Here is a 15,038-nt window from a genome sequence, read left to right as displayed (position 1 = left end):
TACGAGCTTTTTTTATTATTGCACTTGCTCTAAACCATTTGGAGTAATCTTAAAGGAAATTTCTTTAAACTTTTTCTTATCTCCTTTTCCAACTAACTCACTATTTTTATACCAATTCAAACGATCTGATTCCGCATGATACACTTTCACTACATCTCCATATTGGAAGGAAGTTCCGTTTACTTGCTCAGCAAAATTCTTTGAAGTTTCTTGTCCTTCTGCTGTTACATGTTTTTTCTCCGTTCCATTTTGATCATATAGGGTAATTCCCATATATAATTCATTTTTAAAGTAACTATGAATTTGTTCATTTGTATGCGTTACATGTAGCTTCTTATCTTCATGATTGAACGTTACAATAGAACGAATATCATCACCCAGCCCTTGGTATACAAGACTATCTCCATACGTTACTGTTAGAGGAACTTCTGTCACTTGCTTATTTCCAAACATATCTTTCGTTTCTACTTTTACTTTTTGTTCACCGATTTTTGATGTAGTTGGTTTCTCTACAAATCCAACTACCTCTCCATCTTTTACTTCAACAAAATTTTTCGCGTCTAACTGTTCGCTATCAGTTCCAATTACTACTTTTTGTGGCACTGCTTTTACTTCTTGCAACATATCCATTCTCTCAAAGCCTTTTTCTGTTACTTTGAAGAATAGTTCTTTTGCCCCTTTTTTCTCACCTTGACCAGTAAGTGTATTATTTTGATACCATTTCAAACGAATCGGTTCTGCGTGGAATACTTTCACTACATCTCCATACTCGAACTGCATACCATTCACTTGCTTCGCAAAGCTCTCTGATGTTTCTTGTCCCTCTGCTGTTACATGTTTTTTCTCTTTTCCTTCTCCATCGTATAACGTAATCCCCATGTATAGCTCTTTATTAAAATACTCATGAATTTCGCTATCCATATCAGTTGCATGGAATCTCTTCTCTTCGTGCTTTAAAGTTACAATTGAAGCAATATCATTTCCATATCCTGCATATGCAATGCTATCTCCATAAACCACTTCTAATGGTACTTCTGTTACTTGCTTATTTCCAAAACGATCTTTCGTTTCTACTTTGGCTGTTTGTTTTCCGATTTTCGTTGTAGTTGGCTTTTCTACAAAGCCAATTACTTCTCCGTCTTTCACTTCAACAAAGTTTTTCGCTTCTAGCTTTTCTGCTTCTGTTCCGACTACTACTGTTTGTGGCTTTGCTGTTACTTCTTGCAATGATTTTAATCTCTCAAATCCATTTTCAGTAATTTTGAAGAATAATTCTTTTATTTCTTTATTTTTTCCTTCTCCCACATATAAACCTTTTTGATACCAATGTAAACGTGAAGACTCTGCATGGTATACTTTCACCACATCTCCATATTCAAATGCTAACCCATTTAATTCCTTGGCAAGAACTTCTGTATTTTCCAAGCCTTTTACCGCTACATTTTTCTTCTCTCTTCCTTCTTTATCGTACAGTGTGAACTCAAAATACTTTTCATCTTTAAAGTAATCATGAATTAAATTTTTTGTATCTGTTGCACTAAATTTTTTTGTACCATGATGTAGAGTTACGGTTGACTTCAAATCTCCCTCCCTAGTATAGTTCAATCCATATACAAGTAGGCTATCCCCATATCCAACATTCACTACAACTGGAATAAAATTCTTATTCCCTTTTCTATCTACAATTTCTACTTTTACAGTTTTTTCTCCAACTTCAGGCTTATCTTGCATAATCACACCTGTTGTCTTTACACCTTCTCCTAAATTCTGTACAAGTTCCTTTGCTTTTTTCTCATCATGTGTAGTACCGATTACTACATTTTGTATTTTTTCATTATTTGGCTCGCCATATGGAACTTCATATAACTCAGTTTGTTTTTCACGAATTGGATTGCTATCTGTAGATAACCATATTTCTTTTTCTAATTTTGGTAAATTTAATTTTTCAATCTTTTCTCTCGTAGCATCATTTGCAAATAATCCCCATTTATCAAAGAAAGGAATTAAATTTTGTCCTGCCACTTTTGACGTCATATAAATAAACATCTGCTTTTTCTCTTCATCAGATTTAGGCAGTTCTGTGTCATGTAACAAACGATACATTTGATGTAAATTCGGATAGAATTGATCCCCATAAGCTAAATGTAACTGCCAAAACATAACTAATTTCTCAAATACATCCATCTTTTCTTGTGCATCCGGTTTACCTAAATAAGCAAATGCAGCTTCATAGCGCCCCTCTTGCTCTAACCTTGTTTTATGCCCGAATGTAGTTTGAACTGCCAAAGAATAAATATTAACGGTTACTTCTCCAAGTCCATCCCATAACCAAGTGTCTTGTTGATGTTGATGTCCAACTTCATGCCAAGGCCCCCATCCATCATTAGTTAACTCTTCTAGATTTAGTACTGACTCTAAATTGCCTTTACTATAAGCTGTTCGATAATAAGTCGCATACATATAATCGTCTGTATACCAGTCTTCAACAAAATGAATGGAATGTTTACCTTGATTCGCAACACCCGCACCATCTTTTGATAAACCTGATATCTTATGTTCTATATTAATTATTTCATCGTGCTTCTTTAATAACTCAGCTGGATCTTCTTGCTTCAAATGTTCCGCCACAGTTTCAGGATGCATAGTTAATAAACTATTTTCTCCCTTCATTTCTATTGCATATGGATCAGGATTCTCTGCCAACATACGCTTCCAATCTTTTGTCGTATGCTTTCCTAAAATAAATAAAGGATTTGATGTACCACCTTTTTTCACTTTAGCCACTACTTCTCCTGTGTTGTGATAATTATAAAAGTATAATAGCCCCCCATTTGGAGAAGAAATTTTATTCTCACCAGAATTTAAGTTGAATTGTTTAGGTTCTTCTTTTTCATAAGAATATGTACCAATATAAGCTTTAATCTGTTGAGTCCCTTCTACTTGAATAACTACTTCTTCACCTGGCTTTACATAAATGCCAGTTGGTTCATAAGGAGAAAAACTCATTCGACGCTGATGCAACTCACGCATCCCTTCTACATCACCTTTTGGCAGCAATTGATACACTCGCTCTTCTTGCTGTTTCTCCTTATCTTCAATCGTCATCTCTGCATACACCTTAGGTAATTCAAGTCCATATGGCGTCAATAACGTAGCTAAACAAACACTAGCTACTAATACCCTACTTGTCTTTTTCTTCGACATAATCTGTGTCCCCTGTTCCTTTATTTAGATAAACTATCCTATATATTCATCTAATAAGTAATCCTATTATTTCTATAAAAACATTTAATGAATGGACTAACACCTCGCGCACCTGTATATATTACTACCGCATTTCTCTCCATGCATTCGCTTTCTTACATTGTAAAATTTTTATGTAATATGCCCTCCTCACTTCTCTCTATTTGTGATGAGTTCTCTTGCTACATAAAAAAGAGAATAGTAAAAGATATTTGTCAGTATTGTCATCTATACATCTAAAAATAAAAATAGCAATAAAAACTTACATTTTCTTCATATATGACCATCTATAGATAGTTTTTCCAACTGAATTTTACACGCTTTTACCTTCATTTAATAGCCTCCCCCCCAAGAATAATATTACAATTTTGTGAATTTAATCTATTAATCGTAACGTCAGGATTTTATTATATTTATATTATTTTTAAATATAATTTAACCTTTAAAAACACTATTTCTATCCATTTTATTTTTTTCAATATAACTTTTATCCTCACATACAAAAAGCATTGGCATACGCCAATGCTTTTTCATTATCTCTTTTGATTCGGTTTATGCGGTTCATTTGGAGTATATGGCTTATTTGGTTTATTTGGAGCCTCAGCCTTTTTCCAACTTACCGCTAACTCTGGACTTGTTTTTTCTTCACTACGCTCAAGTAATACTACTGCATTTTGAATAGTCGGTGTACCTTTATGCGCAATCCCTTGTAATTTCGTTAAATTTCCTGATACTTTAAAGCTAAATCCACCAGCTGGTGTTTGTTTCGGAATTAAAATGCGGAACTTGTCTCCTACATTAAATTCTGTTTTTGTTTCGCCTTTTTCATTTGCAAATTTCACGCCCGCTGGTGCACCTGTTGCTTGCACTTTATACGTTCCGCTTTTTGCATTTGTTTCTACTGTATATAAACCTGTTTCAAAGAAATCATTTTTTAATACTGCTTCTTGTTCTTCTGTAGGAGTTACACTCATCGTAATTTCTTGTAACTCTTCACTAGCGCTTGCTTTTGCAACGATGTCTTTCGTTACTTTCTCTACATTTTTATTGCGGAAATCTAAATCATTAATATCGATTTGTTTTAACGCATTCCACACTGCAAGCTGCGTTGCGTAATGTGCTTCTCTCCAATCAGAAACACCTAATTCTTGTGGACTCTTTTGTGGATATCCATTCAATAGTACACGGTATACGTTAATATCCACTTTCCCCATTTCCGGTAAATCTTGACCGCTTGGAGATTTCAAATCTACATTTAAGCAAAAAGCAATTTTGCCATCTGCCGTTTTAATAAGCTCTGTTCGAATTGGTTTCTTCTTTGACTTACTATAACTCCAATTCATTTCATACTTTGTATGGTCCATAACTTCTGCAAATGCTTTTTGAAGCGGGAATAACACAAATAAAACACTTAAAAACATAGCTAAAATCTTGAACGATTGCTTTATATTCATGTTTACAGCCCCTTATCACAAACTTAATACTAAGTAGTATTTATTTAGAAACTATTTTTATGCACAAAAAAAGAGTGCTTTTACGCACTCTTCTTTCTTACTTTAATCTTAGAAATCGAAGTTATCAGGATCCGGACCAACGCGGTGATTTTGATTTAACGCATCGATTTTTTCCATATCTTCTTTCGTTAATTCGAAATTAAATATATCGGCATTTGCAATAATGCGGTGTTCTTTCGTTGATTTTGGAATAGTGATTACTCCATTTTGAAGATCCCAACGTAAAATAACTTGCGCTGTTGTTTTACCGTGTTTCTCAGCAATTTCTTGTAATTTTTCATTATCTAATAATTGACCTTGCATAAGTGGTGACCATGCTCCCATTTGAATACCTTGTTCTTTACAGAAAGCTTGTAATTCTTTTTGTGTTAAACGAGGGTGGTATTCTACTTGGTTAATCATTGGTTTAATTTCTGCATCTTTCATTACATCTTGTAAGTGACGGATTTGGAAGTTACTCACACCAATTGCACGTACGCGATCTTCTTTATAAAGTGTTTCTAGCGCTCTCCACGTATCTTTATATTTTCCTTCTACAGGCCAGTGAACAAGATATAGGTCTAAATAATCTAGCTCTAATTTCTTTAAGCTCTCTTCGTATGCAGCAATTGTTTCTTCGTATCCTTGATCTGCGTTCCATACTTTTGAAGTGATAAATAATTCTTCTCTTGAAATACCAGTCGCTTCAATACCTGCACGGATTCCTTCACCTACAGCTTTTTCATTTCCGTAAATTGCAGCTGTATCAATGCTGCGGTATCCCGCTTTAATCGCCGATTTCACTGCTTCTACAAGTTCTGGTCCATCCTCTACTTTAAATACACCTAAACCGAACCAAGGCATTTCTACACCATTATTTAATACTGTTTTACTTTGTAAGTTTTTCATTTTATTTTCTCTCCTTTTATTTTACTTGATCTCTTTTTTCTAATGTCATACTCCACGCAGTTAAAACAACAGCACCTACTACCATAATTCCACCTACCCAAGCCGTATGAATTAATCCTAACGAGTTCGTTACAATACCGCCCAAGTAAGCACCAAGAGCAATTCCTGCGTTAAATGCTGCAATGTTAATCGCCGATGCTACATCAACAGCGCTAGGTACAAACCTCTCAGCTAATATAACAACATACACTTGTAGCCCTGGAACATTCATAAATGCGAATAGTCCCATAAAAATAATTGTGATGAATCCAGCTACTTTAAATGGCGCTGTAAATGTTAAAACAAATAATATAATCGCTTGAATAAGAAACATGTAAAATAGCGCTCGAATCGGATTATGATTCGATAATTTTCCGCCGACCATATTCCCAATCGCAATTGCGATTCCGTATACTAACAAAATAATTGTAACGGTACTTGCTTTAAATCCTGTTACTTCTTGTAATAACGGAGATAAATACGTAAATGTTACGAACGTTCCCCCGTATCCTAATGCAGTAATAATAAATACAAGTAACAGTCTTCCATTCGTAATCAGCTTAAATTGATCGCGAAATGATACAGACGTACCTTTTTTTAAAGTAGAAGGAATTAGCATACTATTGGCGATTAAAGCAACGATTCCAATGGCCACAATAACAATAAACGAGGCCCTCCAGCCAAATTGTTGACCGATAAATGTTCCAATTGGTACACCTGTAATAGTCGCAACAGTTAAACCAGTAAACATAAATGCTATTGCACTTGCACGTTTATTCTCAGGTACAAGCGCAGCCGCAATTGTAGATCCAATTGACATAAAAACACCATGCGCAAATGCAGATACAACCCTCGCAATAAGTAACACAGTAAAACTTGTTGCTACCGCCGCAATTCCATTACCAATAATGAAAATAATCATAATCCACATTAATAACGTCTTTCGCGACATACTAGCTGTTAATGACGTTAATACTGGAGCACCAAACGCTACTCCTAATGCATATAAAGAAACAGTTAACCCCGCTGTTGTAACAGAAACATGTAAATCCTCTGAGATAGATGGTAATAAGCCGACACTAATAAATTCAGTTGTACCAATTCCAAACGCACTAATTGCTAGTGCTAATAAAGCAAACATACTTCTCCGATTCGTCTGCATAACCGAAGAAGATACTGTATATGAATTCAATTGAACTCCTCCTTAATGCGAGAAATCCAATCATAATAGTATGATAAAAAGGCCTTTTTATCTTCTACAAAAATAACTTTACTGTTGATATACGCTATTATGAATGGCTTTACTCTTTTTTTGAAGAACGCACTTAAAAGTACGATAGGTACCTAAAAGTAACATAGGCACTTTTTAGTACCGTACTACTCATTTCCCTCTTACGTATGCTATTATGGAACATATTCAACATGATAAAAAGTACGTACTTTAAAGTGCTATAGGCACTTTTTAGTAACATTTAATTATTTAGCTTCTTTTGTTGGAGAACTTAAATCTACATTCATCAAAGGAGATTTTTATATGAAGAAATATAATATTCCCGTTGAAGCGACTTTAGAGGTTATCGGTGGAAAATGGAAGGTTGTTATCCTTTGTCATCTAACGAAAGGCACAAAAAGAACGAGTGAACTAAAACGTTTAATGCCTGGGATTACACAAAAAATGTTAACTCAGCAATTACGTGAATTAGAAGACGATGGGGTCATTCAAAGAAAGGTATACAATCAAGTACCACCAAAAGTAGAATATTCACTTACAGAATACGGTTGGTCTTTAGAGTCCATTCTTGATTCTCTTTGTACTTGGGGCGAATGCCATCTTGAAAAAAGCGGTAACACATCGATGCTAATTGTAGAAGGTGAATAATAGGAAAAAGGAAAAAACGAACATGAATTTGTTCATTTTTTCCTTTTTTTCTTTATATGTATATACATTTCTAACTGGAACAAAATATTTTATACGCTTTCATACCTTGTCAGCACTACGTTATACACTCAATATCAAATAATTAGGAATCATTTTTATGTTAACATAGGTGTATATAGTATATAATATAGGATATATATTATATACACTTTCCGGTAACGGAGCTTTTCCATTATGCGGACAAGCCATGTATCGGACAGTTCATAAATAATAAGTAAGACGTTATGGTTTTAGATTTATGTTTGCAGCTTACTTGCTGTCATAAATTTAAAGGCATTTTATTGTGTTTTGTGAAACTTTGTATAAAGTTTCGTAAACGTTTACTATCTTACTTATAAAAAATAAGAGTATTGCTATCGTAAAGGAGAATTGGAGATGCCAGAAACTATGACTCAAACAAAGCCAGAACAAGAAACTGTACAAATTTCTGCTAGCCAAGGACAACTTGATGTACTTGATCAGTTGTTAAAACCTGAGGTACAAGAATCATTAACAACACTAGTAGAACAGCTTCCAAAATTAACTGAGCTTGTTAACATTTTAACTAAGTCTTATGACTTCGCTCAAACTGTTGCTACTGATGAAGTATTAAAAAGCGACACTGTTGGTGCAATTACAGAGCTTGTAGAACCTGTAAAAGATACAGTGAAAAGCATGGCTGCAACTGCAATCGAAGCGAAAGATCGTGCTGAAGAAAGCAACGAAGTTATCGGCCTATTCGGTCTTTTAAAATTATTAAAAGATCCACAAGCACAAAAAATGTTCCGCTTTGTGAACGCATATCTTCAAATTAGTGCAGAACGTAACAATAAATAATTTAACTTATAACAACAATTAGTAAAGACGGGGGATATCATACTATGTCAAAACAAATTGTCATCTTAGGCGCTGGTTATGGCGGTCTTCTTGCCGCTTTAAACGTACGTAAATATTACAGCAAATCAGAAGCACAAGTTACAGTGATTAACCAATACCCAACACACCAAATCATCACTGAACTACACCGCCTTGCAGCTGGTAACGTGTCTGAGCAAGCAGTTGCAATGCCACTTACAAAGCTTTTCAAAGGGAAAGACATCGATCTTAAAATCGCAACAGTTGAGTCATTCTCAGTTGATAGCAAAGAAATCAAACTAGCTGGTGGCACTACTTTATCTTACGATGCACTTGTAGTTGCTTTAGGAAGTAAAACTGCTTACTTCGGTATTCCAGGACTAGAAGAAAACAGCATGGTATTAAAATCTGCTGCTGATGCAAACAAAATCTACAAACACGTTGAAGACCGTATTCGTGAATACGCGAAAACGAAAAACGAAGCTGATGCTACAATCGTAATCGGTGGTGGCGGATTAACTGGCGTTGAGCTAGTTGGTGAGCTTGCTGACATTATGCCTAAACTTGCAAAAAGCCACGGCGTAAATCCAAAAGAAGTGAAACTTCTTCTTGTTGAAGCAGGTCCAAAAATCCTTCCAGTATTACCAGACCACTTAATCGAACGTGCAACTACTAGCCTCGAAGCACGCGGTGTTACATTCTTAACTGGTCTTCCTGTAACAAACGTTGCTGGCAATGAAATCGACTTAAAAGATGGTCAAAAACTTGTTGCTAACACATTCGTTTGGACAGGCGGCGTACAAGGTAATCCATTAATCGGTGAATCAGGTCTTGAAGTTAACCGTGGACGTGCAACAGTTGATGCATACCTACAATCTACTTCTCACAAAGACGTATTCGTTGCTGGAGACAGCGCAGTTGTCTTCGCTCCAGACGGACGTCCATACCCACCAACTGCACAAATCGCTTGGCAAATGGGTGAGTTAATTGGATACAACTTATACGCAGCACTAGAAGGCAAAGCATTAGAAGAGTTCGCACCTGTAAACTCTGGAACACTTGCTAGTCTAGGACGTAAAGATGCGGTTGCTACAATTGGAGCAAGCAATACTCCACTTAAAGGCTTACCAGCATCATTAATGAAAGAAGCAAGTAACGTTCGTTACTTATCACACATTAAAGGTCTATTCAGCTTAGCTTACTAATCTGAATATAAGCCCGAATCATGCCCTGCATGGTTCGGGCTATTTTTTATCCGTAATTTTCTCTAACTTATTTATTCGTCAAAAAAATTATATACCCTTTAAATTTATCTAAATATACTGACTTTTTACAATAAAAGCTGTCCCGTTCGGAACAGCTCTTATTGTCGCTTTTTGTCGGTAAATCGATATATTGGGAAAATCGCTGATATATTCGGATTTGCGCTGATATATTTCAAAAATCGCCGATATAATTCGAGTTACGGTCGATATATTCGAAAAATCGCCGATATATTTTCCAGCCTTACTTATTATCCTAATTTCACAAGACTGTAGTTCTTCTTCCCTTTACGAATAATAATAAATCTTCCATCAAATGAATTTTCTACAGTAACATCTGTACCCACATCTGTTACTTTCTCACCATTCATAGAAATCGCACCATTATTAATGTCCTCGCGTGCTTGTCGTCTAGATGGTTCAATCCCTAAATCGACTAGCCACTCTACGATGTTTTTCGTCTCTTTTGAAGACTGGAATGTTGGCATTTCTTTAAAGCCTTGTTCAATTTCATCAGCTGTTAACGATTTAATATCTCCGCTAAATAACGCTGCTGTAATTTTCTCAGCTTGCAGGAACGCCTCTTCTCCATGAACAAATTTCGTCATTTCTTCCGCTAACACTTTTTGCGCTTCACGTTTATGAGGTTCCGCTTCTACCTTCGTTGCTAATTCATCAATACGCTCTTTCGTTAAGAACGTAAAGTATTTCAAGTATTTAATTACGTCACGGTCATCTGTATTCACCCAGAACTGGTAAAATTCAAACGGTGTCGTTTTTTCAGAATCAAGCCAAACCGCACCACCCGCTGATTTACCAAACTTCGTGCCGTCCGATTTTAATAATAACGGAATCGTTAATCCGAATACTTTCGCCTCATGACCCTCTAACTTACGAATTAAATCTAAACCACTCGTAATATTTCCCCATTGGTCACTACCACCAATTTGCAGCTGAACATCCTCTTTCGTGTATAAATGGTGGAAATCCATCGCTTGCAAAATTTGGTACGTGAATTCTGTGAAAGAAATACCTGTATCTAAGCGGCTTGCTACAATATCCTTCGCTAACATGCTATTGATACTAAAGTTTTTCCCGTAATCACGTAAAAACTCAATAATATTTATTTCATGTGTCCAATCATAGTTATTTACCATCTTCACTTCGCTATTTCCGCCAAAATCAAATAGCTTTTTCATTTGTGCTGTTAACGCATCTACATTATGTTGAACCACTTCTAACGTTTGAAGCTGACGCTCTGATTGTCGTCCACTCGGATCACCAATTGTTCCTGTTGCCCCGCCAATTAAAATAACAGGATGATGGCCAGCTAATTGGAATCTCTTCATCATCATAAACGGAATCAAATGTCCGATATGCATACTATCACCAGTTGGATCAACTCCGCAGTATAGTGAAATCTTTTTCTCTTCTACTAGCTTACGTAAGCCTTCTTCGTCAGTCTGCTGATTAACGGCGCCGCGCCATTCTAATTCATCAATAATATTCATCTTTTGTCATCCCCTTTATTTTTTAAAAACAAAAAAGCCCCTATGTCTACGATAGACATAGGGACGATTATTCACCGTGTTACCACCCAGTTTGCATAAATAGCATAGCTACTCATACCACTCTTAGCAATAATATCGATTGCTAGTCCGCTTAGCATTACCTAAGATACTCCAGAGTGTAATTCGCAAGTTTGTTTGTGCTAGGTTCCAGCAACCCCTAGCTCTCTCGTTAACAGTGACAAACTGCTACTGGGCTCTTTCAACGTATGTTATTTGTTAAATTATTAGCCATTATATTGAATTGAAAACAAATTGTCAACAATACCCAAATGTTATTTTAAAATAATTCATATCTTCATACGTATTTCGTTATTCTTTATCTTCTCCAATAATCCTTACTTCTCGCTCCAACTTCACGCCAAATTTCTCTTCAACTGTCTTTTGTACGAAGTGAATTAAATCGATGTAATCTTGTGCTGTTCCGTTATCAACATTCACCATAAATCCAGCGTGTTTTAAAGAAACTTCTACTCCACCAATTCGCTTACCTTGTAGTCCTGAGTCTTGAATCAACTTACCAGCAAAGTTATTTGGTGGACGCTTAAATACGCTACCACATGAAGGGTATTCTAGAGGCTGTTTTGACTCACGTTTAAACGTTAAATCATCCATTTTGGCTTTAATTTCTTCATGTACACCTTCTTCAAGTTCAAATCTCGCTTCAAGAATAATGTAATGGTTGTTCGCAAATACACTCTTACGATATCCAAATTCAAATGCTTCTTTCGTCAAAGTACGTAGCTCTCCATCACCTGTCATTACGACAGCTTCTGTTAATACAAACGAAATTTCACCGCCGTATGCACCAGCATTCATATATAATGCTCCGCCAACTGAACCTGGAATACCACAAGCAAACTCAAGACCCGTTAAGTTATGGTCTAAGGCAATACGTGATACGTCAATAATTGCTGCACCACACTGTGCTACAATCGTTGTACCTGTTACAGTAACACCTGTAATATGAATTAAACTTACTGTAATCCCGCGAATTCCACCATCTTTAATAATGACATTCGATCCATTTCCTAAAAACGTAACTGGAATATTATATTCGTTCGCATATTTAATAACTTCTTGAATTTCATCATAATTTGTAGGCGCAACGAAAACATCTGCTTTTCCGCCAACTTTAATATGCGTATGATTCTTTAACATTTCATCTTGTTTAACATGTCCTTCAGGCAATACCGTACTTAAATATTTATAAACCTCTTGCATATTCATTTTACGATTCCTCTATTTCTATATTCATTTTATCCCGTTATACGGGCCCATAATATCCCCACGTACATGAAAGAACCTAAAGTGGTGGATACAGTGTACCCAAAATCAATTCGAGACACCTATAAACCTCTTAATTTATAAGAGGTGCCACTCATATTAAAATATATATTGCATAATAAAGCAACCCAAATGGACTACTAAACTTGACATGTCATCAGAAAGACAACAATTTGTAAAATATGTGACTTTTTCAAAACACTATCCCTCAGTATCTTACTATACCACACAAAAAGAAAGTGGTATTTTTTTGTACTTTTTACTTTATTTACATCAATAAAAAAGAGCACATCCCACAGAATGTGCTCTTTCTATACTCTTTATATTACTTTTCGTTCTCTTCTTTTTCTTTATCAAACCATAACAGCTCATCGTTATCAACTTCACCATTATAATTGATTAAAATTTCTTCTCCTGCTTTTATATCTTTATAAGCATAGAAGTTAAATGTATGATTCTCAAAAACGATGTCATACGTTGCATTCGGTGTATATGAATGATTAAATAACATACCATATCCTAAAAGGATTGCCGTATGATTGATTCCATACTCAAATGCGTAGTCAGCAAGTAACGTTTTCTCAATATGTTCATGCTGTTCATTCGGATAAGAGATAACTGGTGCGGCGTGTATCAACTCACCCTTTTTAATATCACGAGTTGCAAATACACCTCTATTAAATTCTCCATCACTAAGTTCAGAAGTCTTAACTTCGATCATATGCGTCACCTATATAATTCTTTCTTTGAAGTATTTTATTCCGCTATTTGCGGATAGCTTGATTGGTGAGGGCTAATAATCAGTATGTACTAGTCTCACTTTATCTCCTTAAGCTTGGCAGAAAACGCGCAGAAAAGCAATTAAATTCCTATCAAGTATTCGTTTCAATGAAAAAAGAGCACATCACTCGTGCTCTTTCTAAGCAATATTACTTTTCTAAAATATCTTCTAATAACTTCACTTGCTCGCTAACAGTTTGTAACGTCTTCACTGACGTATCATTTCGATGTTTTTCTTCTTCCACACTCGCTAGCACTTCTTCTGTAGCTGTAGAAGTTTGCTGAATTACGTTAGAAGCATGCGTAACATCCTTTACGATATTCGTCGTTTTAACTTGGAAACTTTCTTGTTGAACAACAACCTCTCGCATTACTTCATTAATCGCATCAATAAACTTCCCTAAATCAGTTACATTTGTTAAAACGCTTGCTAACATCTCGTTACATTCTTCTTGTACTCTTTCTGACTTCTCTACTTGCACTTCTACCTTACTTGCTTGATTACTAAACTCCTTCAAAATCCCTTGAATTCTTCCCGCAGAACGATTTGATTCTTCAGCAAGCTTTAACACTTCACTCGCTACAATAGCAAAACCTTTTCCATGCTCGCCTGCCCTCGCAGCTTCAATATTTGCATTTAAAGCTAGCAAACTCGTCTGACTTGAAATATTCGTTATTACATCTACAATTTCATTAATTTGTTTCGATTGCATCATTAAATCTCTAAATACAATTCCAGACTGTGAAACAACATCATTTAAACTTCTCATGTTAGTTTCAAAATTTCTTAGAGTATGTACACTACCTTTTGAAATTTCTAAGCTTTCATCCACATGAGCCGATGCAGTTCTTACTTGAGAGATGATTTTTTCAATATTTCCCTCCATATCATTCAATACTTCTACCGAACGATACATCATCTCTGATTGTGATTGCGTACCAACTGCCACCTCTTCAAAGGCAAAATTAATTTCACTCATCGATTCCATCGACGTGTTCATATTTTGTCTTAAATGATTGAAATTACTATCTAGTTTCACAACTGTTTCTTCAATAAGTCTTTGCGTCTCTTCTAACTCCTGAGCTTTTCTCATTACTTCTTGCTTCTCATCACTTAAACGAAGGAGCAGATTAGAACCGATTTTCGTGACGCCCCACATAGCGATTGTTACAATCGCTAACAAACTTGCGAAATTAGCAGCTTCAGACGAGGCTGTATAAGCAAAAAATTGCTCCGGCCAATAGCTACAAAGGATAAATGTGATCACAACAGCTATCCCGCCAAGAATTAAAATGAGGCGCTCACTTAAGTAAATAAGTGAAACAGCTAATGTAAAATAGACCATTTGAAATACAGCCGGGCTTTCATTAAAAGCTTGTACCATAATGTAAGACATTGTAAGCAACATAAATGTCATGATATATTTATACACTGATTCCATACTTTTTATAAAAGTAAAAAGCGTTCCAAATGCAACGACAGAAATACCACAAATCCAAAATGCTATTGCTCTCTCTGTAAAAATATATCCATAATACCCAATCGCGATTATCCCAAGGAAGAAACTACAAATCGTTATAAACAGTAATAAATGATTTTTCTGTGATTCTTTCTCAAGGTTAGAAAAACAAGTCCTCTTTAACCACTCCATATGAAGCCCCACCTTCTACTTATACATATCAA

General features: G+C 35.6%; 11 protein-coding genes and 1 other annotated feature. Of the genes, 3 read left to right on the top strand and 8 right to left on the bottom strand.

The window, feature by feature from the left end:
- Positions 1-15: 15 nt before the first annotated feature.
- The 4 genes from EBQ15_RS13740 to EBQ15_RS13725 all read right to left on the bottom strand — a co-directional run bounded on the left by EBQ15_RS13740 (position 16) and on the right by EBQ15_RS13725 (position 6,846).
- A complete protein-coding gene (locus tag EBQ15_RS13740; RefSeq protein ID WP_000038397.1) occupies positions 16-3,204 on the bottom strand; it encodes a putative mucin/carbohydrate-binding domain-containing protein in 3,189 nt (1,062 codons plus the stop codon).
- Positions 3,205-3,776: 572 nt separating this feature from the next.
- Positions 3,777-4,697, bottom strand: a complete 921-nt coding sequence (locus tag EBQ15_RS13735; protein WP_001022513.1) for a thioester domain-containing protein — start codon at positions 4,695-4,697, stop codon at positions 3,777-3,779.
- Positions 4,698-4,805: 108 nt separating this feature from the next.
- On the bottom strand, positions 4,806-5,645 hold the full coding sequence (locus EBQ15_RS13730; RefSeq protein ID WP_000793547.1) for an aldo/keto reductase: 840 nt from the start codon (positions 5,643-5,645) through the stop codon (positions 4,806-4,808).
- Between the two features lie 16 nt (positions 5,646-5,661).
- Positions 5,662-6,846 carry an MFS transporter gene (locus EBQ15_RS13725; RefSeq protein WP_164514063.1) on the bottom strand — a complete coding sequence of 395 codons (1,185 nt, stop codon included), beginning with the start codon at positions 6,844-6,846 and terminating at the stop codon, positions 5,662-5,664.
- 372 nt (positions 6,847-7,218) lie between these two features.
- Here EBQ15_RS13725 and EBQ15_RS13720 point away from each other — a divergent pair, with 372 nt between their 5' ends.
- The 3 genes from EBQ15_RS13720 to EBQ15_RS13710 all read left to right on the top strand — a co-directional run bounded on the left by EBQ15_RS13720 (position 7,219) and on the right by EBQ15_RS13710 (position 9,662).
- Positions 7,219-7,563, top strand: a complete 345-nt coding sequence (locus EBQ15_RS13720; RefSeq protein ID WP_000760475.1) for a winged helix-turn-helix transcriptional regulator — start codon at positions 7,219-7,221, stop codon at positions 7,561-7,563.
- A 435-nt stretch (positions 7,564-7,998) separates the two neighbouring features.
- Complete coding sequence (locus EBQ15_RS13715; protein WP_001115311.1) at positions 7,999-8,439, top strand: DUF1641 domain-containing protein; 441 nt, start codon at positions 7,999-8,001, stop codon at positions 8,437-8,439.
- A 44-nt stretch (positions 8,440-8,483) separates the two neighbouring features.
- Positions 8,484-9,662, top strand: a complete 1,179-nt coding sequence (locus EBQ15_RS13710; RefSeq protein WP_000043203.1) for an NAD(P)/FAD-dependent oxidoreductase — start codon at positions 8,484-8,486, stop codon at positions 9,660-9,662.
- 308 nt (positions 9,663-9,970) lie between these two features.
- On the opposite strand, the gene tyrS is transcribed toward EBQ15_RS13710, so the two are convergent.
- From tyrS to EBQ15_RS13690, 4 genes are all read right to left on the bottom strand, one after another.
- The gene (tyrS, locus tag EBQ15_RS13705) at positions 9,971-11,230 is read right to left on the bottom strand and encodes a tyrosine--tRNA ligase (protein WP_001021113.1); all 1,260 of its coding nucleotides are present in this window, start codon (positions 11,228-11,230) and stop codon (positions 9,971-9,973) included.
- Positions 11,231-11,286: 56 nt separating this feature from the next.
- Positions 11,287-11,502: a binding site (T-box leader), on the bottom strand.
- Between the two features lie 97 nt (positions 11,503-11,599).
- Complete coding sequence (gene murB, locus EBQ15_RS13700) at positions 11,600-12,517, bottom strand: UDP-N-acetylmuramate dehydrogenase (RefSeq protein ID WP_001057102.1); 918 nt, start codon at positions 12,515-12,517, stop codon at positions 11,600-11,602.
- Positions 12,518-12,899: 382 nt separating this feature from the next.
- A complete protein-coding gene (locus tag EBQ15_RS13695) occupies positions 12,900-13,295 on the bottom strand; it encodes an SET domain-containing protein (protein WP_000573649.1) in 396 nt (131 codons plus the stop codon).
- A gap of 208 nt (positions 13,296-13,503) precedes the next feature.
- A complete protein-coding gene (locus tag EBQ15_RS13690; RefSeq protein WP_000455087.1) occupies positions 13,504-15,006 on the bottom strand; it encodes a DUF4077 domain-containing protein in 1,503 nt (500 codons plus the stop codon).
- Between the last annotated feature and the right edge of the window lie 32 nt (positions 15,007-15,038).

Origin of the sequence: Bacillus sp. 2D03, assembly GCF_003946765.1 — a bacterium.
GTDB lineage: Bacteria > Bacillota > Bacilli > Bacillales > Bacillaceae_G > Bacillus_A > Bacillus_A cereus.
The sequence above is the reverse complement of the archived record's forward strand: the minus strand, read 5'-3'. Positions and strand labels throughout refer to the sequence as shown.